Annotated in this window: 22 protein-coding genes; 6 read left to right on the top strand and 16 right to left on the bottom strand. The window is 66.6% G+C overall.

Features of this window, described 5'->3' with window-relative positions; genetic code table 11:
- Window positions 1–40: 40 nt before the first annotated feature.
- The 6 genes from ACGFK1_RS03310 to eat all read right to left on the bottom strand — a co-directional run bounded on the left by ACGFK1_RS03310 (window position 41) and on the right by eat (window position 7,383).
- Window positions 41–1,399 (bottom strand): glutamine synthetase family protein, encoded by a 1,359-nt coding sequence (locus ACGFK1_RS03310; RefSeq protein WP_393425491.1) that lies wholly within the window; start codon window positions 1,397–1,399, stop codon window positions 41–43.
- A gap of 102 nt (window positions 1,400–1,501) precedes the next feature.
- Window positions 1,502–2,248 carry a GntR family transcriptional regulator gene (locus tag ACGFK1_RS03305; RefSeq protein WP_393425488.1) on the bottom strand — a complete coding sequence of 249 codons (747 nt, stop codon included), beginning with the start codon at window positions 2,246–2,248 and terminating at the stop codon, window positions 1,502–1,504.
- 10 nt (window positions 2,249–2,258) lie between these two features.
- Window positions 2,259–2,951, bottom strand: coding sequence for a 1-(5-phosphoribosyl)-5-((5-phosphoribosylamino)methylideneamino)imidazole-4-carboxamide isomerase (locus ACGFK1_RS03300; protein WP_393425485.1), 693 nt, complete (start codon window positions 2,949–2,951; stop codon window positions 2,259–2,261).
- Window positions 2,952–2,961: 10 nt separating this feature from the next.
- A complete protein-coding gene (locus ACGFK1_RS03295; protein WP_393425482.1) occupies window positions 2,962–4,332 on the bottom strand; it encodes an iron-containing alcohol dehydrogenase in 1,371 nt (456 codons plus the stop codon).
- On the bottom strand, window positions 4,329–5,795 hold the full coding sequence (locus ACGFK1_RS03290) for an FGGY-family carbohydrate kinase (RefSeq protein ID WP_393425479.1): 1,467 nt from the start codon (window positions 5,793–5,795) through the stop codon (window positions 4,329–4,331). Before ACGFK1_RS03290 ends, ACGFK1_RS03295 begins: the two co-directional genes overlap by 4 nt.
- Before the next feature lie 13 nt (window positions 5,796–5,808).
- Window positions 5,809–7,383, bottom strand: a complete 1,575-nt coding sequence (gene eat / locus ACGFK1_RS03285; protein ID WP_393425476.1) for an ethanolamine permease — start codon at window positions 7,381–7,383, stop codon at window positions 5,809–5,811.
- Window positions 7,384–7,630: 247 nt separating this feature from the next.
- Here eat and ACGFK1_RS03280 point away from each other — a divergent pair, with 247 nt between their 5' ends.
- The 3 genes from ACGFK1_RS03280 to ngg are packed head-to-tail and all read left to right on the top strand — an operon-like array spanning window position 7,631 to window position 12,882.
- On the top strand, window positions 7,631–9,202 hold the full coding sequence (locus tag ACGFK1_RS03280; RefSeq protein ID WP_393425473.1) for an amino acid permease: 1,572 nt from the start codon (window positions 7,631–7,633) through the stop codon (window positions 9,200–9,202).
- Window positions 9,203–9,256: 54 nt separating this feature from the next.
- A complete protein-coding gene (locus ACGFK1_RS03275; RefSeq protein ID WP_393425470.1) occupies window positions 9,257–11,098 on the top strand; it encodes an N-acetylglutaminylglutamine amidotransferase in 1,842 nt (613 codons plus the stop codon).
- Complete coding sequence (ngg, locus tag ACGFK1_RS03270; protein ID WP_393425467.1) at window positions 11,095–12,882, top strand: N-acetylglutaminylglutamine synthetase; 1,788 nt, start codon at window positions 11,095–11,097, stop codon at window positions 12,880–12,882. The genes ACGFK1_RS03275 and ngg overlap by 4 nt, the downstream gene beginning before the upstream one ends.
- 4 nt (window positions 12,883–12,886) lie before the next feature.
- On the opposite strand, the gene ACGFK1_RS03265 is transcribed toward ngg, so the two are convergent.
- Genes ACGFK1_RS03265 through ACGFK1_RS03255 form a run of 3 tightly spaced genes read right to left on the bottom strand, consistent with a single transcriptional unit; the run spans window position 12,887 to window position 14,910 of the window.
- Window positions 12,887–13,450 (bottom strand): alpha/beta fold hydrolase, encoded by a 564-nt coding sequence (locus ACGFK1_RS03265; RefSeq protein ID WP_393425464.1) that lies wholly within the window; start codon window positions 13,448–13,450, stop codon window positions 12,887–12,889.
- 50 nt (window positions 13,451–13,500) lie between these two features.
- Window positions 13,501–14,163, bottom strand: a complete 663-nt coding sequence (locus ACGFK1_RS03260; RefSeq protein ID WP_393425461.1) for a hypothetical protein — start codon at window positions 14,161–14,163, stop codon at window positions 13,501–13,503.
- A gap of 18 nt (window positions 14,164–14,181) precedes the next feature.
- Entirely contained in the window at window positions 14,182–14,910 is a 729-nt protein-coding gene (locus ACGFK1_RS03255) for an SDR family oxidoreductase (RefSeq protein WP_393425458.1), read from the bottom strand.
- 30 nt (window positions 14,911–14,940) lie between these two features.
- Between ACGFK1_RS03255 and ACGFK1_RS03250 the strand changes: the two genes are divergently transcribed.
- On the top strand, window positions 14,941–15,579 hold the full coding sequence (locus tag ACGFK1_RS03250) for an HAD-IA family hydrolase (protein WP_393425456.1): 639 nt from the start codon (window positions 14,941–14,943) through the stop codon (window positions 15,577–15,579).
- 1 nt (window position 15,580) lies between these two features.
- Here the strand turns inward: ACGFK1_RS03250 and ACGFK1_RS03245 are convergent, their stop codons facing one another.
- From ACGFK1_RS03245 to ACGFK1_RS03230, 4 genes are read right to left on the bottom strand one after another with little or no spacing between them, the layout of a single operon-like run.
- Window positions 15,581–16,642 (bottom strand): ABC transporter substrate-binding protein, encoded by a 1,062-nt coding sequence (locus tag ACGFK1_RS03245; RefSeq protein WP_393425453.1) that lies wholly within the window; start codon window positions 16,640–16,642, stop codon window positions 15,581–15,583.
- Window positions 16,639–17,712: an ABC transporter permease gene (locus ACGFK1_RS03240; protein ID WP_393425450.1), complete on the bottom strand. Its 1,074-nt coding sequence runs from the start codon at window positions 17,710–17,712 to the stop codon at window positions 16,639–16,641. Before ACGFK1_RS03240 ends, ACGFK1_RS03245 begins: the two co-directional genes overlap by 4 nt.
- Window positions 17,709–18,473: an ATP-binding cassette domain-containing protein gene (locus ACGFK1_RS03235; protein ID WP_393425447.1), complete on the bottom strand. Its 765-nt coding sequence runs from the start codon at window positions 18,471–18,473 to the stop codon at window positions 17,709–17,711. The genes ACGFK1_RS03240 and ACGFK1_RS03235 overlap by 4 nt, the downstream gene beginning before the upstream one ends.
- On the bottom strand, window positions 18,470–19,489 hold the full coding sequence (locus ACGFK1_RS03230) for a class I mannose-6-phosphate isomerase (RefSeq protein ID WP_393425444.1): 1,020 nt from the start codon (window positions 19,487–19,489) through the stop codon (window positions 18,470–18,472). The genes ACGFK1_RS03235 and ACGFK1_RS03230 overlap by 4 nt, the downstream gene beginning before the upstream one ends.
- A 150-nt stretch (window positions 19,490–19,639) precedes the next feature.
- On the opposite strand from ACGFK1_RS03230, the gene ACGFK1_RS03225 reads away from it, so the two are divergent.
- Window positions 19,640–20,674 (top strand): LacI family DNA-binding transcriptional regulator, encoded by a 1,035-nt coding sequence (locus tag ACGFK1_RS03225; RefSeq protein WP_393425441.1) that lies wholly within the window; start codon window positions 19,640–19,642, stop codon window positions 20,672–20,674.
- On the opposite strand, the gene ACGFK1_RS03220 is transcribed toward ACGFK1_RS03225, so the two are convergent.
- Window positions 20,655–22,124, bottom strand: coding sequence for a cobyric acid synthase (locus ACGFK1_RS03220; protein WP_393425438.1), 1,470 nt, complete (start codon window positions 22,122–22,124; stop codon window positions 20,655–20,657). The genes ACGFK1_RS03225 and ACGFK1_RS03220 overlap by 20 nt on opposite strands.
- Before the next feature lie 73 nt (window positions 22,125–22,197).
- Entirely contained in the window at window positions 22,198–23,055 is an 858-nt protein-coding gene (gene map / locus ACGFK1_RS03215; RefSeq protein WP_393425435.1) for a type I methionyl aminopeptidase, read from the bottom strand.
- 39 nt (window positions 23,056–23,094) lie between these two features.
- Here map and ACGFK1_RS03210 point away from each other — a divergent pair, with 39 nt between their 5' ends.
- Window positions 23,095–23,541, top strand: coding sequence for a nuclear transport factor 2 family protein (locus tag ACGFK1_RS03210; protein ID WP_393425433.1), 447 nt, complete (start codon window positions 23,095–23,097; stop codon window positions 23,539–23,541).
- On the opposite strand, the gene ACGFK1_RS03205 is transcribed toward ACGFK1_RS03210, so the two are convergent.
- Window positions 23,538–24,119 (bottom strand): DUF1707 domain-containing protein, encoded by a 582-nt coding sequence (locus ACGFK1_RS03205; RefSeq protein ID WP_393425430.1) that lies wholly within the window; start codon window positions 24,117–24,119, stop codon window positions 23,538–23,540. The two genes, ACGFK1_RS03210 and ACGFK1_RS03205, sit on opposite strands and share 4 nt — an antisense overlap.
- Between the last annotated feature and the right edge of the window lie 23 nt (window positions 24,120–24,142).

The raw sequence follows: 24,142 nt of genomic DNA, 5'->3' as shown, positions 1-24,142 counted from the left end.
GGCGGATTTTTGGGCAGTTTTGTGTCTGCTCGCGCCGGAACTAGAGCCGTTCAAAGCCGCGCACCCTTTCCCAGTCCGTCACCGCCGCGTTGTATGCGTCCAGTTCCACCCGCGCGTTGTTGAGGTAGTGCTCGACCACGTCGTCGCCGAACGCCTCGCGCGCCACCTCCGACTTGCCGAACAGTGCCGCCGCTTCCGCCAGCGTGGTCGGCAGCCGCTCCGCACCGGAGGTGTAGGCGTTGCCCTCCAACGCTTCCGGCAATTCCAATTCGCGTTCGATGCCGTAGAGTCCGCCGGCGATCAACGCGGACACCGCGAGGTACTGGTTCACATCGCCGCCCGGCGCCCGATTCTCCATCCGCATCCCGTGCCCGCGCCCGACGACCCGCAACGCGCACGTGCGGTTGTCGAGGCCCCATGCGATGGCTGTCGGCGCGAAACTGCCCTCGACAAACCGCTTGTAGGAGTTGATGTTCGGCGCATAGAACAACGTGAGTTCGCGCATGGTGGCCAGCTGGCCCGCGATGAAGCTGCGGAACATGGGCGACATCCCGAGTTCGTCATCGTCGTCGGCGAACACCGGGGAGCCGTCGTCACCGCGCAGCGAGATGTGGATGTGGCAGCTGTTGCCCTCGCGCTCGTCGAACTTCGCCATGAACGTCAGGCTCTTGCCGTGCTTGTCGGCGATTTCCTTGGCGCCGTTCTTGTAGATGGTGTGGTTGTCACATGTCAGACGGGCATGGTCGTACCGGAAGGCGATCTCCTGCTGGCCGAAGTTGCACTCGCCTTTCACCCCTTCGCAATACATGCCCGCGCCCTCCATGCCGAGCCGGATGTCGCGCAGCAGCGGCTCCATCCGGGTCGAGGCCAGCATCGCGTAGTCGACGTTGTAGTCGGTCGCCGGTGTCAGCCCGCGGTAGCCCTTCGACCACGCCTCGCGGTAGCCGTCGTCGAACACCATGAATTCCAGTTCGGTGCCGACGTAGGGCACCAGCCCCTTCTCGGCCAGCCGGTCGATCTGGCGGTTGAGGATGGACCGTGGCGCCTGAGTAACCGGCCTGCCGTCGGTCCACGACAGGTCCGCCATCACCAGCGCGGTGCCGGGCAGCCAGGGCAGCAGCCGCAGGGTGGCGAAGTCGGGCGTCATCACCATGTCGCCGTAGCCGGTCTCCCAGCTCGAGATGGCATATCCGTCGACGGTGTTCATGTCGACGTCCACGGCGAGCAGGTAGTTACAACACTCGCAGCCATGGGCGGCGACGTCCTCGACGAACAACCGGGCCGACACCCGTTTGCCCGTCAGCCTGCCCTGCATATCGCAGAACGCGACGATAACGGTGTCGATGTCGCCGGCCGCTACCAACGACTCGAGCTCTGATTGCGACAGCATGCCGGTCATGACGAGAAGTCAACCATTGGAAACCGCCTCCCGCCTGCCTGACCTTGGAGATTTACCGAATTCTCACTCTAAAGGTAGGTTACCCGACCAATAGAAATCTGCCTACGCCGTAGAGGCGGGCAGCGCGTGCAGGGCGTTCGCCTTGCGGTTGATCCTGACGTCGAAGGCTTCGGACACGTGCCACTCCCGCGACAGCATCACCGGGGTGCCGTCGCGGCCGTAGTCGATCTCCTCGATGTACAGCAGTGGCCTGCCCCGCCGGATGCCGAGCACCTTGGCGGTATGGCTGGTGCTGGCGACCGCCCGCAGCGTCGCGGTCGCGTGGTCGGCGGCGTGGCCAGAGGAGCTCAACAACGCGAACAACGACGGGTCAAGCTTGTCGAGATCGAAGTCGGCGCGCAGCAACCGTGCCGGTATCCGATCGAGTGAATAGATCACCGGTTGGTCGTCGGCCGTCCGCACCCGTTCGACCGCTAGCACGGTGTCGCCCGGTTTGAGCTGCAGCGGCGCGTCGTCCTGGCAGTACGGTTCGAAGGCGGCCGCGAGCACGCGCAAACCCGCGTGCGCGCCGGCCGTCTCGATCATCGCGAGATAACTCAGCGTCGAGTCCAGCCCGTGTGGCATCCTGCGCCGCTCGGTGACGTAGCTGCCCGAACCACGACGACGGGTGACGTACCCGGCTTCCACCAACGCGCGCACCGCTTCTCGCACCGTCGCACGAGATACGTTGAACCGCTTGGCGAGTTCGCCTTCGGTCGGCAGCTTGGCCCCCGGCTGCAGCTGCGCATCGGAGATCTCCGCCAGCAGCTCGTCACGCAGTTGGTCAGCGAGCAGGGTTCTGCCGGTCACGCTGAAGAGCCTACGTCCGGCTTTCCCTGGCGGCGTCAGCGGTTGCCGCCGCGAGGACGCTACGAACCTGATCGGCTATCGATGGTGCGCCGGGCAGCAGGCCGTCGAAAATCGCGCTGCCGATGGTGAACCCCCACGCCCCGGTTTCGCCGACGGTGAGCACGCGGTCGATACTCGCGATCGACCCGGCCACGATGACCGGACCCCGTGAGCGCGCGACGACCTCGCGGATCAACGCCTGGTGGTCGGCGGTCGGATGGCGATACGCCAGCAGGTCCACCCCACTGACATGGTCTAGCGCAGTGAGCCTTTCGGCGTCCGCCGCGATTTCCTCGACGCTGCCAAGCAGCACGCTCGGATGGTCGACGACCCTTCCTGGGAACGGGCAGTACTGCACGCTTCTCGGCAGGATGTTTGCCCCGTCGGAGGCGTGCGTGCCGCCGAGCACCCAGTCGACACCGGCCGCCGCCGCCGCACGCAGGGACGCCAACTCCTCCTCGCTACTGGTCGACACGACTTCGAGCATCACCTCGAAACCGGCATCATGGGCCAGCGCCGTCAACGCGCGCTGTCGCGAGGCGTCCGCGCCGACGTCCTTGAACCCGATGTACCGCAGCCCGGTGCCTGCCAAATCCGGCACGACGTCGGCGGCGTGCTCGATAGTTCTGTCGCCGTGGGTGAGCATGAACACGAAGTTGGACACGGCAGAACTCCTATTCCTTTACCTTGGCTTCTTTTTCCCTGGCGGCGTCGACCACGATCGATCGCGCCGTATCGTCCGTCCACACGCCGAGCAGGTCGGCGAGGTCGGTGATGGAAATGCGTTCGCGCAGCAGGTGGGAATTTCGCAGCGCCCAGAACAGAAGGGCATCGTCGTAGTCGTCGCCGAGATCGCGTGCCAGGCGCGGTAATCCACTGGCGATGCCGATCTCGTCGAACTCCGCGGGCGATGTCAGTGACAGCGAACGCGAGAAGGCGTCCCACTCGCAGATCAACGCCTCGACAGCGGCTTGATGCGTGACAAGCCAGTCACGCTTGGCCGAATACGCCGCCCAACATTCCTCGGCGGTCTGCCGGTCGAAGTCGGCGAATGCGTGTGCGACGGCGTCGCGGCTCGCCGCCTCATCGGGTACCCGCACCTTCGCGTCTCCCGAGCGGATGGTGGCGTCCACCAATCGCCAGACCCGCAGAGCCAGCCGGGTCGCGACGGTGACCTGCATGCCGTGCGCCGCAGCGGGTCTGCCCTGGCGGCTGCGCGCCATCTCCATCAGGTGCGACACCGCATGTTCGGTGCCCGACGCGGGCGCCGTCGAACCGACGATGCCCATCGACAGTCCGCTGACCGCCAGCAGCCGGGCCAGGTCAGCGATTCCGTCGGGTTCGAAGGCGCGGGCCGCACGCGCGAGTGCGGGCAGGGCAGGCCCCGCGGCGAGCACGTCTTCGACGACGGCCGCGGCGTACGGCGGTCCGTGCCCGAGCCGGGCAGCCAGCCGCCACTCGGCCACCGCGTTCGGGACTGTCGAAAGATCGCCCACCCCGGCCAGATTCAACCGGACCGGGGCCGACGCGAGGATGTCGGTGTCGGCGACCAGCATGTCGGGCCACCTCGACTGCACTGTTCGCTTCGCGCCCGCAATGACCAGAACGCTGCGATCAGCGATGAAACCATTGATACTGCAGGCGGTTTGGACTGCGACGTGGTGGTTTCCGGTGCGCTGTGCTGTGACTTTCGCGATGTCGGTGAGCGTGCCGGAGCCGACGGAGATCAGCAGCCGGTGCTCACCCACCTCGGCGACCGCGGTGTCGACGGTCTCTTCGTCGGCCCTGACCGTCCCCCTGCCGAGTTGCACCACCGGGCAGCCGAGCCGGCCCGCGAGTCGATCCACCACAGCCCCGTCCGGTGTGCAGTACGGTCCGCCGTCGCTGAGGATCAGCGGCTCCCGTCCGACGAATTTGTCGATGCTGTCGGCAATCGCACTGTCCAACACCGATTTTCCGATGCGGACATCTACCTGGGGCAGCCCGTCGATTCCGGCGGCGCGCAGGTTCGACAGCAGCGTCGCCGGATCCGGAACGGTGATCATCCCAACGCCGATTCGACGGCATCGAACGCGGCGAGGTAGCGGCAGTAGGCTTCGGCGTAGGTCTTGGTCGCCTCGGGATCCGGCTCAATGGCGGTCGGGGCAAGTCGGACGGCAGTCAATGCGGCGGCGAAGTCGGCGAAGAAGCCGGTGCCGACACCCGCGACCATGGCCGCGCCGACAGCGGTGGCCTCCTCGGTCAGCACCCGCCGCACGGGCCGCCCCAGCACGCTGGCTTTGATGGCCGCCCACAGGTTGTCGCGCGCACCGCCACCGACGATGCGGACTTCACCCCGTCCGAGGCCCATCGCGTCGAGTCGTTCGACGATGTCGCGCAACGCAAATGCGCAGCCTTCCAGCACCGCCCTTGCGATGTGGGCCGGGGTGTGGTTCATCGCGAGGCCGAGCAGGCCGCCGCGCATGCTGTCGTTCCACCGCGGTGCCGTCGCCCCTGACAGCGCGGGGATGAACAACACGCCTTCACTGGCCGCAGGCGCTGTGCAAGCCAACGGAAACACCTCAGCCTGCGGCAGTCCGAGCAACCTCGCAAGCCACAGAGTGCTTCCGCCGCTGACGAACCCTGGGTTCTCGATCAGCCAGGCGCCCGGAACCGCGTGGCCGTGCGTCTCGACGAGGCCCACGGGGTCGCGCACCGGCGCTTCGGAGGCCGTCGTCACCGGTTCCGCGGTGCCGGTGACGTCGACGACAACGCCCGCCTCGATCGCGCCCGCACCCACCGACGCGGCATGCTCGTCACCGGTGCCGACGACGACCGCGCAATCGGGAGCGAGACCGAGTTGCGCGGCGACGTCGGGCCGCAACGTGCCTACCACGTCGGTGGAGCGGCGCACCGGCGCGAACATCGACGGATCCAAATCAGCTGCGCTGCAGAGCGATTCGTCGAAGTTCCCGCGGCACACGTCGTACACCATCGTCGACGACGCGTTCGCGGCGTCCTGGGCGTGCGCGCCGGTCAGATGATGTAGCAGATACGACCCGACGGGCGCCAACGTCGACGTCCGCCGCCAGACCGACGGTTCGTGGTCGCGAATCCACATCATCTTCGGTGCGCTGTGTGACGCATCGGCGACCAGACCTGTCCGCTCGGCCAGCGCCTCCTGCCCGACCGCAGCCACCAGTCGGTCGCACTGCTCGGTGGCGCGTTTGTCCAGCCAGATGATCGCTGGTCGCAACGGTGCGCCGTCGGCGTCGCAAGCGACGACGCCGTCGACCTGACTGCCAAGGCCGACCGCCACCACCCGGGAAGGATCGATGTCGGCCGTCGCCACCCTGATGGCGTCTCGCAATGCGGCGCAATAAGTTTGCGGATCCTGCTCGGCCCAGCCGTCGTGCGCATGGGTCATGCTCAGCGCGGCCGCACCGGTGGAGACCACATCGCCCCCCTCGTCGACGAGGACGACCTTGATGCTCTGCGAGCCGACGTCGACCCCCAGGACAACAGACACGGCGGTCCTCAGCTCACGCCGAGGTGGTCTTCGTGTCGTCGGTCGCAATCTCCGTGGCGGACATCGCGCCGTAGCCCTCCTTCTCCAGGTTCACCCCGTACTGCCCATGCGACAGCGCGAACTCCTCTTCAGGCGAGAGCACCAGCTTGTGCCTGCCGACGATTGCGAAGTAGAGCAAACCGATCACGAAGTAGACAAGTGTTCCGACCACACCAGGCCGGTAGTCGGCGTTGAAGAACAGCGAGACCAGCGCGACGAGCGCGATGAAGCCCGCAACGGCCGCGCCGCCAATGCCCCACGGACTGCGGTACGGCCGTTCGATGTTCGGCAGTTTGCGCCGCAGCATGATGAACGACATGCACTGCATGAAGTAGGAGATCACCGCTCCGAACACGGCCATGTACAGCAGCGCCCCCACGATCTTTCCCGCGAGCGCGTTCTCGCTCTGGCCGAGCAGATACATCAGCCACACCAGTAGGAACCCGATCACCGCGCCTGCGATCAGCGCGACGTACGGGGTGTGGCGCTTCGGATGGGTGATCGAAAGCACCTGCGGGAAATAGCCTGCGCGGGAAAGCGAATACGTGTTGCGGCCGTAGGCGTAGATGATCGTGAAGAAGCTCGCGATCAACCCGATCAGCCCGATGGTGGCAAGCACCGCGGCGCCTGTGCCGTCGCCGAACACCGCCTTGAAGCCGTCGAACAACGGGGTGGCCGACGTGCCGATCGCCTGCGCGCCGCCGCCGACACCCGTGTTCAGGAACAGCGTCAGCACCGCGAACAGCACCAGCGTGTTGAGACCCCAGATGGTGGCACGCGGGATGTCGCGCTTCGGATCATGCGACTCCTCCGCCGCCAGCGGCAACTCCTCGATCGCCAGGTAGAACCAGATCGCGAAAGGCAAGGCGGGGAAGATTCCGGCGATGCCCTTCGGCAGGAAGCTGCTGCCACCCTCCTCCGGTGGGATGTTGGTCAGCAGGCTGAAGTCGAACTTGCCGGAGAAAAGCACTGCGAGGAAGAAGAACCCAAGGATGCCGAGCGCCAGCAGAGTGATCACCACGGTGAACCGCATGGTGATCTCGATACCCATGATGTTGATTCCGACGAAGATGATGTAGAAGACCGCCGCCCACAGCACGGGGCTGTTCCACCATCCGTCCGCTGCCGTGAGTTCGACGACGATGTCGTGGGACAGAAATCCCATCGCGCTGACCACCACCGCGGGTGTGATGACGTACTCCATGTTCTCGGCGAGGCCGGTGACGAAGCCGCCCCACGGCCCCATCGCCGACCGCGAGAACGAATAGGCACCGCCCGTGTGCGGCAGCGCCGGGGACATCTCGGCGATGCTGTAGCACAGGCCGTAGTACATCACCGTGATGATGACACCCGCGATCAGCAGACCGCCGAAGCCGCCGGCATCCAGGCCGACGTTCCAGCCGTAGAAGTCTCCCGAGATGACCGCGCCAACGCCGAGCGCCCACAGTGACCAGAACGCGGCGTGCCTGCGCAGCTTGCGCCGCTCGAAATAACCGTGTTCTGCGTCCCGATAGGTGACCGATCCGACTGCCCGCTTGTTCTCCGCCATGGCGCCCTCCTTGGCAATTTGGCGCAAGTTGTCAGACAACTTGGACAATAATGAGGGCGAATGCGCACGTCAATATCGAGTCGGAGACAGTTCGGAAACACCAGAAACGCCAGCTAGTCGACCCGCGGGGTGCTCTCGTGGGCAAGTTTTACGCGGCCGTCATCTCCAAAGGTAGGACGCCAGACCAATAGCGGCCTATTGTCCCTAGGGAACCTTGCTCGCCTCCGATCCCCGAAGGAGAACCGTCGTGCCAGAGGCCCATGAGCATTTGAATGAAGACGAGCGGCATCTCGCCAGGCTCGGCTATGTGCAGGAGTTGCAGCGGTCCTGGTCCGGCTTCTCCAACTTCGCCATTTCGTTTTCGATCATCTCGATCCTCGCGGGCTGTTTCACCTCGTTCGGGCTGGGCTGGAACAACGGCGGCCCCGCCGCGATCGCATGGGGCTGGCCGCTGATCTCCGTCTTCATCCTGATCACCGGCCTGTGCATGTCCGAACTCGTGTCGGCATTTCCCACCTCAGGCGGAATCTATTGGTGGGCAAGCAAATTGGGCGGGGTGAAGGCCGGCTTCTACACCGGCTGGCTGAACCTGATCGGGCTGATCGCGATCCTTGCCTCGGTGGCCTACGGCTGCGCGACGTTTTTGGACCTGACCCTCGGGACCTTCAGTGAGACCTGGCTGGCCGGCTACAGCTTGACCCGGACGTTCTATCTGTTCGTGGCCATCCTGGCCATATCCGCCATCATCAACATCTTCTCCAGCCACCTGCTGGCCATCATCAACAACATCTCGGTGTGGTGGCACGTCGCGGGCGCGGCGGTGGTGATCCTGTTGCTGTGGGTGCTGCCCGAACAACATGCCAGCCTCGGTGACGTGTTCGCCAGGACGATCAACAACAGCGGCATGTTCGGCGGCTCGACATCGGGTTGGGGCTTCCTGTTCTTCGTGCTCCCGATCGCCGCGATCCTGACGCAGTACACGATCACCGGATACGACGCGTCAGCGCATCTGTCCGAGGAGACCAAGAGCGCCGCCAACGCGGCGGCCAAGGGCATCTGGCAGTCGATCTTCTACTCGGCGATCGGCGGCTGGATCCTGTTGCTGAGCTTCCTGTTCGCAGTGCAGGACGCCGACGGTGTATCCAAGGGCGGCGGCGCGGTAGTCACCATTTTCACGCAGGCGATGAGCTCGAAGTGGGTGGTGCTGATTCTGTTCATCTCCACCGCGGGCCAATTCTTCTGCACCACCGCGTGCCAGACGAGCGCCTCCAGAATGTTGTTCGCATTCAGCCGCGACCGCGCGGTGCCCGGCCACCAACTCTGGTCGGCGGTCAACAAGAACCGGGTGCCCGCCAACGGTGTGATCGTCACCGCTGTGCTGGCGGCCGTCATCACGCTGCCCGCTCTGGTCAAGGTCGACGTCAACGGCGCACCCGTTCCCGTCGCGTTCTTCGCGGTGGTGTCGATCGGCGTCGTCGGGTTGTACCTGTGCTTCGCGGTGCCGATCTATTACCGCTGGAAGGCGGGCGACGCGTTCGAGCAGGGCAGCTGGAATCTGGGCCGCCACTGGAAGTGGATGGCGCCGGTCTCCATTGCCGAGATCCTCATCACGTCGGCAATCGCGATGTTCCCGACGTCGTCGGGTGGCGTGCCGTGGGGTGACGCCTTCGAGTGGAAGTACGTGAACTACACCCCGCTTCTGGTCGGCGGTGTGGTGCTCCTGCTGTGGATCTACTGGCACGCCTCGGTGAAGAACTGGTTCACCGGGCCGATCAAGCAGGTCGACGAAACCGGCGAAGAATTGGAAGGCGTTTCCTAGCCGGCTCACAGGCGGGACGTTTAGCCCACCGTTGAAGTGGGTAGGGTGGGCTGAGTGTGTGGAGCCACCGGCGAAGTGCGTCTTGATGGCCTGACACCCGACGTCAGCGCGGTATCGGCGATGGCCGAAGCGATGGCGCCGCGGGGTCCCGACGCCGCGGGCGTGTGGTCCCAGGGCAGGGTTGCCCTGGGCCATCGACGCCTCAAGATCATCGATCTGTCGGAAGCGGGCGCGCAGCCCATGATCGATTCCGAGCTTGGGCTCGCCGTCGCCTGGAACGGCTGCATCTACAACTACAAGCAGTTGCGACGCGAACTGACCGACCACGGCTACCGGTTCTTCTCGCACAGCGACACCGAGGTACTGCTCAAGGCCTACCACCGGTGGGGCGACCGCTTCGTCGACCGTCTCTACGGCATGTTCGCGTTCGCGATCGTGGAGCGCGACAGTGGCCGGGTGTTGCTGGGGCGCGACCGGCTTGGCATCAAGCCGCTGTATCTGACCCAGGACGCCAAGCGGATCCGGTTCGCGTCGTCACTGCCCGCGCTGCTGGCGGGCGCCAGCAGGGACAACTCGATCGACACCCGCATCGATCCGGTCGCGCTGCACCACTACATGACGTTCCACTCCGTCGTGCCCGCGCCGCGCACGATCCTGCGCGGCGTCACCAAAGTGCCGCCCGCCACGCTCGTCGCGATCGAAGCCGACGGTCGCGTTACGTCCACCACGTACTGGACGCCCGACTTCAGCAGGCGCGACGACCGCGCCGACTGGTCCGAACGCGATTGGGAGGACGCGGTTCTGGAATCTCTGCGGTTAGCCGTTGACCGACGCCTGGTCGCCGACGTGCCCGTCGGATGCCTGCTGTCCGGCGGTGTGGATTCCAGCCTGATCGTCGGACTGCTGGCCGAGGCCGGCCAGCACGGCCTCGCGACGTTCTCGATCGGGTTCGAATCCGTCGGCGGCGTGCAGGGCGATGAGTTCAAGTACTCCGACATCATCGCCGAGCGTTTCGACACCGATCACCACCAGATCCGCATCGGCACCGACCGGATGCTGCCCGCGCTCGACGGCGCCATCGGCGCGATGAGTGAGCCGATGGTCAGCCACGACTGCGTCGCCTTCTACCTGCTCAGCCAGGAAGTCGCCAAACACGTCAAGGTCGTCCAGTCCGGTCAGGGCGCCGACGAGGTGTTCGCCGGCTACCACTGGTATCCCCCGATGGCGGAGGCCACCACGGTCGCAGAGTCGGTGGCCGGCTACCGCAAGGCGTTCTTCGACAGGGACCCGTCGGGTTACGCGGCCATCGTGGCGCCGGGCTATCTGACGGAGGCGGTACGTCGCCGACCAGACGGCTCCGACGGTGATCCCAGCGAGGAGTTCGTCACCGAGCATTTCGCCCGGGCGGGCGCGGCCACCGGTGTCGACCGCGCGCTGCGGCTGGACACGACCGTGATGCTGGTCGACGATCCGGTCAAACGCGTCGACAACATGACCATGGCATGGGGGCTGGAAGGCAGGGTGCCGTTCCTCGACCACGACCTGGTTGAACTGGCCGCCACCTGCCCGCCGAAACTGAAGACCGCGCACGACGGCAAGGGTGTGCTGAAGCAGGCCGCGCGCAAGGTGATTCCTGCCGACGTCATCGACCGGCCGAAGGGTTACTTCCCTGTGCCCGCGTTGACGCATCTGGAAGGTCCCTACCTCGACCTGGTCCGCGACGCGCTGTACGCGCCCGCGGCCAAGGAGCGGGGCCTGTTCCGCCCGGAGGCGGTCGAGCGGCTGCTCGCCGACCCCAACGGCAGGCTGACCCCGCTGCGCGGTAATGAGTTGTGGCAGATCGCGCTGCTGGAACTGTGGTTGCAGCGGCACGGCATCACGGGTGCGGCAGCATGACTGCCGGAGCGGCCCGGCCGGCGACATCCGGCCCCGTCGATCGCGACCAGGAAGCCATCACCCTCGGCTTGCATGACGCCTCGCCGCAGCACATGGTCGACGCGATGGCCGACGATGTCGTCATCGAATTGGGTTGGGGCCGGCTGGTTTTCGGCCAGACCTTCGCTGACCCGGAGAAGCTCGCGGAGGTGCTGCGGCACGAGGGGCGGGGCAGGCGCGACATCTGCATGTACGCCCGCGAACCGCAGGTTCTCGTCGCGCTCGCGCCCGCCGAACTGTTCATCGACCCGAGCCACACCTACCGACTGCGCTTCTCAGAGGAACTGCAGTCGGTCTCCCCCACCGGGTTCACGGTGCGCGCCCTTGACAGTGCCGACGACGCCGACGCGATGAACCGGGTATATCTGCGCTGCGGAATGGTGTCCGCACCCGTCGACGTCATCTGGGACAACCATCTTCATCGCGATGCGGTCGACTACCTGGTCGCCGTGCGCGACGACGACGGCACCGTCGTCGGCACCGTCACCGGCGTCGACCACAAGCGGTTGTTCTCCGACCCGGAGAACGGTTCGAGCCTCTGGACGCTCGCCGTCGACCCGACGTCCAGCCTTCCTGGCGTCGGCGCGGCCCTCACCAGTGCGCTGGCCGCGATCTACCGCGACCGCGGCCGCGCTTACATGGATCTGTCGGTGGCGCATGACAACGTCGCCGCGATCGGGCTGTACGAGAAGCTCGGCTTCACTCGGGTCCCCGTGATGGCGGTCAAACGCAAGAACGCGATCAACGAGCCGTTGTACACCCATCCGCCGGAGACCGTCGACGACCTCAATCCGTACGCACGCATCATCGCCGACGAAGCCATGCGCCGTGGCATCTGGGTCGAGGTGCTCGACGCCGAGGCCGGTGAGATGCGGTTGACGCACGGCGGGCGCAGCGTGGTGACTCGAGAGTCGTTGTCGGAGTTCACCTCAGCGGTGGCAATGGCGCGGTGCGATGACAAGCGGCTGACCCGTCGCCTCGTCGCCGAAGCCGGAATCGCCGTCGCCAAAGGCCGACTGGCCACCTTCGACGAAGAGGACTACGCGTTCCTCGAGGAGGTGGGCGATGTCGTGGTCAAGCCCACCAGAGGCGAGCAGGGCAAGGGCATCACGGTCGGCATCGACAGCCATAAGGAACTCGATGCGGCGCTGGCACGAGCGCGCGAGCAGCATCCCGACGTCCTCATCGAGCAACGCGCGAGCGGCGATGATCTTCGACTGGTGGTGATCGACCGCAAGGTGGTCGCCGCAGCCCTGCGGAAGCCCGCGGAAGTGATCGGCACCGGGCACCACACCGTTCGCGAACTGATCGACGCCCAGAGCAGGCGCCGCGCGGCGGCCACCGGAGGCGAATCGCGGATCCCGATCGACGAGGTGACCGAGGCGACGGTGGCCGAAGCTGGTTGGTCGTTTTCGGACGTGCTGCCCGAGGGCAGGCGGGTGCGCGTTCGGCGCACCGCGAACCTGCACCAGGGCGGCACCATCCACGACGTCACCGCCGAGGTGAACCCCGAGTTGTGCGCGGTCGCGGTGACCGCCGCGGAGGCGATTGGGATACCGGTGACGGGCGTCGACCTGCTCGTTCCCGACGTCACCGGCACCGAGTATGTGTTCATCGAAGCCAATGAGCGGCCGGGGCTGGCCAATCACGAGCCGCAGCCGACCGCACAAGCATTCATCGACTTCTTGTTCCCGCAGAGTCCTGGCCTGCCGCAGGCATGGACACCCGACCAGCCGCAGCAGTAGCCGGCTACCAGATGCTGGTGCGCATCACGATCTCTGCGGCCAGCTGAGCCGTTGACTCCTGCGCGTTACGCCTGCCGAGGAGATCGACCAGCCGGAAGTCGCCGTATACGTAGCGTTGACTGGCCTTGGCGACCGCCCGCGCGGCGGGTGTGCTGACCAGCGCTGTGGTGTTCATCTCGACCGGCGGGCAGTGCTCGTCACGGATCACCCCGGTGAGGTCGGCGACGCGGGGATGACCACGGTCGATCACCACTAGCCCGATGAACCGGTCCAGCCGGGTGGCGGCCAGCTCCCAGGCCAGTTCCCCACCGATGCGGTCGCCGACCAGCAGCGCCCAGCGGACGTCGAGGGTGTCCAGGATGCCGACCACCGATTTCGCGGTCAGCCGCGGATCCGGGCCGATCACGATCGTTCGCAGCGACGCGGTGTGCAGCCGCTCGCAGACCGCGTCATAGGCGGACGGGGCGTGATGCGCCGCGCCGAGCACCACCACAACGGACCCTTTGTCGGGGCCCGCGACGCCGATCGGCACGCCGAAGCCGTCGACGGTGACCATGGTGGAGGGCATTCGGCCACGCTACAGCGACGGGACCAATCGGTGGGCGGATTTTCCAGCTGTCAACGGGTTGCGGCACGCTCGCCCTGTTTTGCTGCGATGTCCATAAATGTCTGCGGCAGCGCGGCTTTGACGGCGATCGACGGATTCGGCGTCGGGAACGCGAGCCCGAATACCCCCATCTGCCCGATGTTCTCGAATGAGAAGTACGCACTGCTGGATTCGTTGCCCAGCCGCATGGTCTGCTCGTAGAGCAGCGCGTCGGGGCGCGGTGTTTCCAGTCGCGTGGTCGTCATCGGGATGCCGGGCATCGCGGTATCGAAGAACGTCTGAAAGTAGGCACAGCGTTCGGCGGTGGCGGCCAGTCGGGGAAGGTCGAGCGGCCACGTGAGCACCGTCATCACGATGCGCGCCCCGTCGTAGGCGACCACGTACTCGGCGGCGCTGCCAGGCCCGCGCTCGGCCGAATCGGCGATGGCCCGGGTGAGCCCGTCCGAACAACCCTCGGGATCGGACATCATCGCGGGCGGCCCACTCTCGCCGTCCCCTTCCGGCCGGGCGATGCGATCGAACTGCACGCCGGGCGGGAAGTCCGCCGCGGTCAGCACCGCCTTGTCCAGCCTGGCGCCGGGCCACGTCGCCGTGCCGGTGATCGTCTGCGCGCATCCGGTCAGCACCGCGGCGAGAAGCACCGCCAGCACCACAACCGTCTGCCGCCTGGTCATACCGCCAGGTTACCGACGCTAACGGCAGGTGTACCCCCCGTCGACCGGCAAACAGACCCCGGTGATCATCGCGGCGTCGTCGCCGAGTAGAAAACAAATCGGGCCGGCGATCTCGTCTTCGGTCGCCCACCGGCCCAACGGCATCTGCTCCAGAAAAGGCCCTCCGACGTCGGGGCGGCCCCAGTACGGGGCCGACATGTCGGTCATCACCACGGTCGGATTGACCGAGTTGACGCGGATGTTGTGTTTGCCGAGTTCCAGTGCGGCGACCCGGGTGATGTTGTCGAGCGCCGCCTTCGACGAGCCGTACGAGATGTGCCCAGGCAGCGCGACGAGGCCCGCCTGGCTGGAGACGTTGACGATCGACCCGCCCGCACCGCGCTCGATCATTCCGGGGGTCACATGCTTGATGACCAGCAGGCTGCCGCGGGCGTTGACCGCGATCACCTTGTCGAACACCGCGATGTCGGTGTCCTGCGGTGTGGCGATCTCACCGCCGAAGCCGCCGCAGTTCACCACGCCCCACAAGTCGAGACCCGCTAAGGCCGCCTGGATCTCGTCCTCCGACGCCAGGTCGAAGACGACCGGCAACGCACCCGTCTCGTCGGCCAGGTCCGCCAGCTTGTCGGCATCGCGGCCGCCCGCATACACCGTCGCGCCCCGACTCGCGAGTCTGCGCACAGTCGCGGCACCGATCCCGCCACTGGCGCCCGTCACGAGGACGGCGCGACCGGCGAAGTCGGTCATCGGAAAACTCGATGCCATAGCCTGCTGTCCGTGGCCGTGAGTCTTTCCGTCGACGGACTGCTGCTCGACTGCGACGGCGTGCTGGTCGATTCCCATGACGCTGCCGCCGTCGCCTGGAACCGGTGGGCCGAACGCTGGGCCCCCGGCTTCGACTTCCACCGCGATGTCGAGCACGGTCGGCGGATCGCCGACCTCGTCGGCGACTTGGTAAGCACGCCACGCGATGTCGCTGAAGCGACGGCCGAGCTGATCCAGCAGGAGCTGGACCTTGCCACCGAGGTGGTGGCGTTGCCTGGCGCACGCGAACTTCTCGAGACGGCGCCGACGGGACGGTGGGCGGTCGTCACGTCGGGCGGTCGCGCGATCGCCACCGCGCGGATGGCGTCGGCGGGTCTGGTTGCGGCGCACGTCCTCGTCACCGGTGAGGACGTCGAACGCGGAAAGCCCTGCCCCGACTCGTATCTGCTGGCCGCGCGACGTCTTGGCCTATCCCCCGCGCGGTGTGCGGTGTTCGAAGATGCGCCGGCGGGCATCGCGTCGGCGCGCGCCGCCGGCGTCGAGGTGATCATCGGTGTCGGCCGCGGCGTCGCAACCGAGAACGTCACCGCCTCCGTTGCCGATCTGCGCGGCGTGCGGTTCGACGGACGGTGGTTGCTCATCGACGGTTAGGTCAGCAACTCGACTTGTACGCCGCCGCAGCGCCGTCGCCGTTCAGGTTCTCCTGCGTGATGACCGTGAAGCCGGTCTGCACCTTCTTGGTGTTCTGACCGCCGTCGAGAGCGCTGACCGCCTCGTCAACACCGTATTTGCCGATAATTCCCGGCTCCTGCGCGACCAGCGCCTGCACGGTGCCCTCTTTCAGCGCCTGCATCTGGTTCGGGCCCGCGTCGAACCCGACGATCTTCACCTGGCCGCTCTTACCCGCCTGCTTGACGCCGGTGGCCGAGCCCTCGGCGGCGAACAGGTTGGTAGCGAAGACGCCGACCAGATCGGGGTCCTTCTGCAGCTGGGCGCCGATGAGCTGGGCCGCGGTCGCCGGATCGTCGTGGCTGTACTGCACACCCACGTAGGTGAATTTGCCGTCGGCCTTGACCGCGTCCTCGAAACCCTTCGCCCTGGCGTCGGTGGTCGAGATGCCGGGATCGACGTTCATCACCATCACCTTGCCGCCCTCGGGGTGCAACTGCTTGATGGCGTCGAACGCCGCCTTCCCGCCGCCCTCGTTGTCGCTGGCGATCGACGACACTGCATACGACGGGTCGTTCGTCGTGGTGTCGACGAGCACCACCTTGATGCCCGCGGCGGCGGCCTGCTCGAGAGGCTGCTGCATGGCCTGCACGTCGGTGGGAGCCACCAGTAGCGCGTCCGGTTTGGCCGCCACGATGGAGTCGAGGATCGGCTTCTGCAGTGTCGGATCGAACTTCTGCGGGCCCTGCGTGTTCAGCGTGACGCCCAGCTTCGCCGCCTCCTCCTGCGCGCCGCATTGCATTGTGATGTAGAACTGGTCGCCGACGACACCGGCCAACAGCTGGATCTTGTAGTCCTTACTGGCTTTGGCGGGGGCGGTCACGGTGGTCGCGGCCGCGGCGGGCGTTGCGCCGTTCGATGTTTCGCCGGAGCCGCTCGACTGCGGCTTGGACGACGTGCAACTCGTCATCGACAGCGTCAGCACCACCGCTGTCAGAGCAGCGCACGTGACGCCGTTGCGTGGCTTGCGGTTGTCTTGCTTCATATCGCTCCTTTGCGTGTGAACAGACGGCGCGACCGTGCGCTGCGCATGGCAGCGGCGCGGCGGCTTTGGTCGACGTAGACGGCGGCGATGAGCACCGAACCGACCGCGACGCCCTGCCAGAACGGCTGGACGCCGATGATGACGAACCCGGACTGCAGCACGGCGGGGATGAATAGACCGACCACGGTGCCGAAGATCGTGCCGAAGCCGCCGAAGATCGAGGTGCCGCCGATCACCACCGCGGCGATGACGTTGAGGTTGGTCAACGACTGGCCTGCGATGGTCGTGGTGCCGTACTGGGCCAGCGACAGCAGCGCACCGAGTCCCGCCAGGGTGCCCGCCAATGCGTAGACGAGGACCAGGTGCCGCGACACCTTGATGCCGGTGCGACGGGCGGCCTCCTCGTTGCTGCCGATCGCGTAGGTGTAGCGGCCGAACCTGGTCTTGTGCAACAGAATGCCGCCGACGACGATCACCACAAGCGCGATGAACGGCAGCCCAGGAATCCCCAAAACCTTTGTGTAGGCGCTGAAGTCGGTCAGCTCGCTGGGCACCGAGCGAATGTCGATACCGCCGGTGAGCACCTGTGCCAGACCGAGCGCAACCGACAGCGTGCCCAGGGTGACGATCAGCGCGGGTACTTTGGCGACGGCGACCAGCGCGCCGTTGACGACGCCCCACGCCATGCCGGACAGGATGGCGGCGACGATCCCGGCCGCAGCCACGCCCAATCCGCTGCCGCCCATCGCCTCCATCACTTTGGCCGCCACCACCGACGAGAACACCAGCACCGAACCCACGGACAGGTCGATGCCCGAGGTGATGATCACGAACGTCATCCCGACCCCGAGCACCGCCCAGACGGCGACGTTCTGCGAGATGAGCGAGAAGTTGCCCGCCGAAAGAAACCGGTCACCCGCGATGATCGTGAAGAACGCGCAGATGACGATCAGCACCCCGAGGATCCAGAATGCCTGAAGTCCCACAACGCGTTTCAACCACGATTGGGTGCCGTCGAAGCCGTCCTGCCCGTCGGGGACGGCGGTCTGCTGGTTGGCCAGCGTGCTCACGCGGCGCCGTCCTTCGCATCAAGGGCACCGGTCATGGCACCGACCAGCGTCTCCACCGATGTGGTTCGACCGGGGAACGTGGCCACCCGTCTGCCGAGCCGCAGCACCTGGATGCGGTCACAGACCTCGAGCACATGTGGCATCGAGTGGCTGATGAACACCACGGCAATCCCTTTGTCGCGCACCCGCTTCACCGACTCCAACACGTTCTGGGTCTGGACCACCCCGAGCGCAGCGGTCGGCTCGTCGAGAATGACCACCTTGTCCGCCCACGCGATGGCGCGTGCGATCGCGATGCCCTGCCGCTGGCCACCCGACATCGAACCGACCGGCGAGTTGAGCGACCGCACCGTCGCGCCGAGTTCTCTGAAGGAGGCGGCCGCTTGTTTGCGCATCTGTTTCTCGTCCATGAAGCCGAGCAGGCCCAGAACACCCTTGCGTGGAATTTCCCTGCCAAGGAACACATTCTGGACGGGGTCGAGATGGGGGGCGAGTGCCAAATCCTGATAGACCACCTCGATGCCGAGGTCGTTCGCCTGCCGAGGCGACGACAGCCGCACCGGCTTACCGTCGAAGTAGATCTCCCCCTCGTCGAGTTCCAGGCTGCCCGACAACGCCTTGATGAGCGTCGACTTGCCAGCCCCGTTGTCACCGATCAGACCGACTACCTCACCCGCATTGACGTCGAAGTCCGCGCGGTCGAGGGCGCGGACGTGACCAAAACTGCGCGAGACGGCACGCGCCTCCAGCAGCGCGGTCATCCGTTGCCTCCCTTGATGTTCGGCGGCCAGGTGGTGCCAGGCCGGCAGACCAACAACCGCACGTCACCTTCGACGCCCCAGTCTCCGCAACCCGCAGGCACCACCAGCGTCTGGCCGCGTTCGATGCCGACGGACACGGCGTCCTTGGCTGTCAGCGCGCCGGTACCGGACAGCACGACGGCCACCGCGAATCCGGCGGGCACTTCGACACCGGCGGTGAGTAGCTCCATGCGGAAGTAGGGCGCAGCCGTTTCAGGCAACACCTCAACGAGCCCGGCCACGTGCGAGCCCGCGTGCCGTCGCAGTGCGGCGATATCGGTGACGGCCGCGCTCTCGACGGCGGACAGTGCCACCTCGCGGGACAGACCGAGGAACACTTCCTCGTCCGAGGCGTTGGTGTTGGTGCGCTCCAACAGGATTGACTGATCTGTTGGCTCCTGAGCCTCGATCAGCAAAATGCCTGCCCCGATCGCGTGCGGCGTACCGCCCGGCACCAGCACGCCGTCTCCGGGTCGTACCGGCACGCGGTGCATGAGCTCCAGCATCGCATCGGCGTCCTGGTTGTCGACCAGCTCGGTCAGCCGGTCCGGGCTGACCTCCTCACGCCAGCCGACCCACACCGCGGCGTCGTCATCGGCTTCGAGGATGTACCACGCCTCGGTCTTTCCGTACCCGCAGCCAAGGTGGTGCGTGGCGTACGCGCGGGTGGGATGCACGTGCACCGGAAGCCGCTGCCCTGCGTCCAGCAGCTTGACCAGCACACCGACATCGCCTGGCTCTCCGTCGTCGCGGCCCACCCAGCCGAGCGGATCGGCGGACACCGCGTCGCGCAGCAGCGTGCCGTCGGCCAGTCGGGCAGGCCCCAGCTCAGGCTCGCCGAACCGGGCCACGGTCGCGCCCACCCATTCCTCCGGCGAGTGATCGCCGACCGGCGGCAGCCCGCGCCATGCGGCCAGCGCGGGTCCGCCGGCGTACCAATGCCGTACCACGTTGGGCGGCAGCAGCTGTGGTCGCACGATAGCGGTGGCCCTTTCGCGTCGGTGTTAGGTGAGTCACGCCGGACAGTACGCCATCTTCCCGGCTATGTCACCGGTGTCAGAGAATCAACACTCCCGCTCTGACAACGGTGACATACTGGCCGCTGACGGACCGCGAAAGGATGCTCGATGGCGACCATGCGCGACGTTGCCGACCGGGCGGGCGTGAGCACCAAGACGGTGTCGCGCGTGGTCAACAACGACCGCTATGTCTCCGCCGATGTCCGGGAACGCGTCGAGCGGGCCATCGATGAACTCCAGTACGTGCCCAACATGCTCGCCGTCACCTTCCGAAGCGGTCGCGACGCCGCGATCGGCGTCGCGGTGCCCGGCGTGGCGGACCCGTTCTTCGCCAGCATCATCGGCGCCATCGAGCGCGAAGCGAGCCGCCGAGGTGTCGCCGTGATTGTGACCGGCGTCGGATGGGAACCCTCACACGAACAGCAGTCGATCGAATCCCTGTTGAAGCGACAGGTGGCGGGCATGATCATCTGCCCGGTCGGCCGCGACATGTCCTACCTTCGGCCGTGGCAGCAGCGCACCCCGCTGGTGTTCGTCGATCGCGAGCCCGGCAAGTTGAGCGCCGATACGGTGCTGCAAGACGACGTCGGAGGTGGATACGGCGCGACACGGCACCTGATTTCGCACGGCCACCGCGGCATCGCGTTCATGGGCGACGACACCGTGACCGGACGATTGCGGCTCAAGGGATTGCAGCGGGCGCTGGACGACGCCGGACTGCCGCAGCGCAGCGAACTGGTGCACATCGGTGCGATCGACGAAGCGACACTGACGGCCGAGCTGCGTCGGGTGCTCGCGGTCCCCGACCCGCCGAGCGCGGTGTTCTCCTCAAACGCGCGGATCAGCATCGCGGTCGTGACGGCTCTGCAAGCTCTGCGGCGCAGCGACATTGGACTCGTGGGTTTCGGCGACTTCCCCACGGCCGCTGTGTTGAACCCGGCTGTCACGGTGATCCATCAGGACGGCGACGAGATGGGTCGCTTCGCCGCCGATCGGCTCTTCACGCGGCTGGACCATCCGGCCAAGCGGCTGCGCCGCCGCACCGTGCTGCCCGTGTCGTTGGTGACGCGGGCGTCGTGCGCCCTTCCGGGCGAGAAGGTGCGCGCCGGGCACGGCGACGTGGTCAGCCCCGCAGCGTCGTGACGATGGTCGGCCGCGGCGGCGGCCCGTTGTCGAGCAGCGTCAGGACGGCGTCGACGTCGATGTGAGCGGTGAGCAGATCGGCCATCAGGTCGAGTTGCCCGTCGCGGCGGGCCATCACGTCGACGTCGTCGGCAACCACGAAACCGCGCTTTCCGATTTCGGTCAGCCACGTGCGGCGCACGTCGTCGTTGTCCAACAACCCGTGCCAGTGCGTGCCGTAGACGTGACCGCGCCTGATGCCGACCGACAGCCAGTCGTCCTCGGTGTGGCGCTCGAGTTGGCCGTGGTGAATCTCGTAGCCGTGCAGCGGGGAATCCCAGTGCCGCAACGTTTTCTGCGGTGCGAACGTGATGTCGGCGTCGAGCAGACCGAGGCCCTCGACCACGCCCGACTTGGACTCCACCCGGTCGTCGATGCGCGCGCAGAGCATCTGGAAGCCGCCGCAGATACCGAGGACCGATTTGCCTTGTGCGGCGTGCTCACGAATCCGCTCGGCGAGACCGCGTTGCTTCAGCCATGCCAGATCGGCAACGGTGGCCTTGCTGCCAGGAAGTACCACCGCGTCGGCGTCGGCGAGGTCGGCCGGATCGGTCACCCACCGCACCAGCACACCGGGCTCGCAGGCCAACGCCTCCACATCGGTGGAGTTGGAGATACGCGGGAACCGGACAGCGGCCACACGCAGCCATTCGGTGCCGCGCGGCGGTTGAGCCACACCGAGCGCGCCGTGCACCGACAGCGAGTCCTCGGTGTCCAGCCACAGCCCGTCGGTGTGAGGGATGACGCCGTAGGTGGGCCTGCCGGTCAGCCGCTGCAACGCCTCGAGGCCGGGTGCCAGCAGCGTCGGGTCGCCTCGGAACTTGTTCACCACGAACCCGGCGATGAGCCGCTGATCGTCCGGTTCGAGGATCGCGACGGTGCCGTACAGATGTGCCAGCAGCCCGCCGCGGTCGATGTCGCCGACCAGGACGACGGGCAGGTCCGCGGCACGCGCCAATCCCATATTGGCCAGATCGGTCGCGCGCAGGTTGATCTCGGCAGGCGAGCCAGCGCCCTCACAGATCACGGCGTCGAATTCGGTTCGCAGCGAATGCAATTCCGCCGCCACCACCGCGGACAATCGGTCACGGTGGCGGAAGTAGTCGCCGGCGCTGACCGTGTCGGCGACCTGACCGCGCAGCACCAGTTGGGAGGTGCGGTCACTACCGGGCTTGAGCAGGATCGGGTTGAATCTGACGCTGGGCGCCAAACCGGCGGCGCGGGCCTGCACGGCTTGCGCACGGCCGATCTCGCCGCCTTCGACGGCGACCGCCGAGTTGTTGGACATGTTCTGCGCCTTGAACGGCGCGACGCGAATACCCTTGCGCGCCAACAACCGACACAGCCCGGCCACGACCATGGACTTGCCCGCGTCGGACGTGGTGCCCGCGACCAGCAGCGCGCCGCTCATGTCCCTCCCGCGAGTGTGAAACCACTGCGAGATTTCGACGGATTTCTCCCAGTGAGTTCACACTCGAGGCCCATCAGGCGACCGTCAGGATTTCCGCGCCGTCGTCGGTGACCACCAGCGTGTGCTCGAACTGCGCGGTCCACTTCTTGTCCTTGGTGGCGACGGTCCAACCGTCGTCCCAGATCTCGTAGTCCAGCGCGCCGAGATTGATCATCGGCTCGATGGTGAACGTCATCCCCGGCTCCAGCACGGTCTCGACGGCGGGTTGGTCGTAGTGCAGCACCACCAACCCGTTGTGGAAGGTGGTACCGATGCCGTGCCCGGTGAAATCGCGAACGACGTTGTAGCCGAACCGGTTTGCATACGACTCGATGACCCTGCCGATGACCGACAGCTGCCTGCCGGGTTTGACGGCCTTGATCGCGCGCATCGTCGCTTCACGGGTGCGCTCGACCAGCAGCCGGTGCTCCTCGGACACGTTGCCCGCCAAGAACGTGGCGTTGGTGTCGCCGTGCACGCCGTCGATGTAGGCGGTGACGTCGATGTTGACGATGTCGCCGTCTTCGATGACCGTCGAGTCCGGGATGCCGTGGCAGATGATCTCGTTGAGCGAGGTGCAGCACGACTTCGGGAAGTCCTTGTAGCCAAGCGTGGACGGGTAGGCGCCGTGGTCGACCATGTACTCATGCGCGATGCGGTCCAGGTGGTCGGTGGTGACACCTGGCGCGACGGCCTTGCCTGCCTCGGCGAGCGCGCCCGCCGCGATGCGGCCCGCGACGCGCATCTTCTCGATCACCTCCGGCGTCTGCACCCACGGTTCGCTGCCTTCTCGCACGGTCGCCTTCCACACGTACTCGGGCGGTTCGATCGAGCGCGGCACCGGCAGCGTCGGTGACAGCACGCCGGGGCGAAGTGCAGTGCGAACAGGCATGACGCCAGGGTAGCTGGACCGGCTAGCTAGATTCAGGCCATGACCATCGATGAGGTTGATCAGCAGTTCGCGACCGAGTTCGCCGAGCGGTTCGCCGACACCTGGCGGACGCCGGACCTGGCCAAGCACGAGGCGTTGTGGAGCGACGACATCGTGCTCGTGCAGCCGATGATGGGCACCCTGCGCGGCAAGCAGGCCTGCCGGGAATCGTTTCAGCGATTGTTCGCGCTGGTGCCCGACCTGCACGCCGACGTGCACCGCGTCGGGTTCGGCACGCACGAGGTGTTCATCGAGTTCACGTTGAGCGGGACATACGGTGGCAAGCCCATCGCGTGGGATGCGGTCGACCGCTTCACGTTCACCAACGGCCTGATCGCGGAGCGGGTTTCGTACTTCGATTCCACCCCGCTGCTCGGCAAACTGGTCGCCCGGCCAGCGGGCTGGGACCGGCTGGTCCGCATCGGGTCTCAGCTGTTTCGGCGCTAACGACGATCGAAGGGCCGCCATGACCGGCGGGGTCCGCGGATCGAGACGCTGCCGCAGACCACCTTGCCGGTGAGAATGACGTGCGGAGTGCCCTCGGCGGGGGCGTCCTTGCGGTGGTCGTGCGCGCTACCGACGTTCACCTCGACGTCGTCGATCGACGCGCTCGCGCCGTCGGGCAACCGGATATCCAGCCCGCCGAATCTCAAGTCCAACTCGATGACCACGATCGGGCCCGCGAAACGGGCCCGCGTCAAGTCCAGATCGACCGAGCCCATCCGGCGCCGCAGGGCCAGCCGGGTCGGCACGATCCACTCGCCCTGACGTTTCAGCGAGCCCAGCACGCCGCGCAACTCGACTCGGTCGGTGGCGGTGGTGACGATCGCGCCGGGCCCAGGCAGGTCGCCGACGAGCGCGTCGAGATCGGTCCGCAATCGCGCCTTCGACACCAGCGCGGAGCGCTCCTCGAACTCCTCGATGTCGATCAGGCCGAGCGCGACGGCGTTGTGCAGCCTGCGCAGCGTACCGTTGCGATCCGCATCCGAGATGCGCATCGTGTATTCACCGTTGATCTCCGTCATAGCCGCTACCAACGGTACCGCCG

Origin of the sequence: Mycobacterium sp. NPDC048908, from assembly GCF_043197955.1 — a bacterium.
Classification (GTDB): Bacteria; Actinomycetota; Actinomycetes; order Mycobacteriales; family Mycobacteriaceae; genus Mycobacterium.
The sequence above is the reverse complement of the archived record's forward strand: the minus strand, read 5'-3'. Positions and strand labels throughout refer to the sequence as shown.

Excerpts from the sequence above, each read along its gene's own strand:
- ACGFK1_RS03310 (WP_393425491.1), bottom strand. The coding sequence starts at position 1,399 with ATGACCGGCATGCTGTCGCAATCAGAGCTCGAGTCGTTGGTAGCGGCC.
- ACGFK1_RS03295 (WP_393425482.1), bottom strand. The coding sequence starts at position 4,332 with ATGATCACCGTTCCGGATCCGGCGACGCTGCTGTCGAACCTGCGCGCC.
- eat (WP_393425476.1), bottom strand. The coding sequence starts at position 7,383 with ATGGCGGAGAACAAGCGGGCAGTCGGATCGGTCACCTATCGGGACGCA.
- ngg (WP_393425467.1), top strand. The coding sequence starts at position 11,095 with ATGACTGCCGGAGCGGCCCGGCCGGCGACATCCGGCCCCGTCGATCGC.
- ACGFK1_RS03265 (WP_393425464.1), bottom strand. The coding sequence starts at position 13,450 with ATGCCCTCCACCATGGTCACCGTCGACGGCTTCGGCGTGCCGATCGGC.
- ACGFK1_RS03260 (WP_393425461.1), bottom strand. The coding sequence starts at position 14,163 with ATGACCAGGCGGCAGACGGTTGTGGTGCTGGCGGTGCTTCTCGCCGCG.
- ACGFK1_RS03255 (WP_393425458.1), bottom strand. The coding sequence starts at position 14,910 with ATGACCGACTTCGCCGGTCGCGCCGTCCTCGTGACGGGCGCCAGTGGC.
- ACGFK1_RS03245 (WP_393425453.1), bottom strand. The coding sequence starts at position 16,642 with ATGAAGCAAGACAACCGCAAGCCACGCAACGGCGTCACGTGCGCTGCT.
- ACGFK1_RS03235 (WP_393425447.1), bottom strand. The coding sequence starts at position 18,473 with ATGACCGCGCTGCTGGAGGCGCGTGCCGTCTCGCGCAGTTTTGGTCAC.
- ACGFK1_RS03225 (WP_393425441.1), top strand. The coding sequence starts at position 19,640 with ATGGCGACCATGCGCGACGTTGCCGACCGGGCGGGCGTGAGCACCAAG.
- ACGFK1_RS03220 (WP_393425438.1), bottom strand. The coding sequence starts at position 22,124 with ATGAGCGGCGCGCTGCTGGTCGCGGGCACCACGTCCGACGCGGGCAAG.
- map (WP_393425435.1), bottom strand. The coding sequence starts at position 23,055 with ATGCCTGTTCGCACTGCACTTCGCCCCGGCGTGCTGTCACCGACGCTG.
- ACGFK1_RS03210 (WP_393425433.1), top strand. The coding sequence starts at position 23,095 with ATGACCATCGATGAGGTTGATCAGCAGTTCGCGACCGAGTTCGCCGAG.
- ACGFK1_RS03205 (WP_393425430.1), bottom strand. The coding sequence starts at position 24,119 with ATGACGGAGATCAACGGTGAATACACGATGCGCATCTCGGATGCGGAT.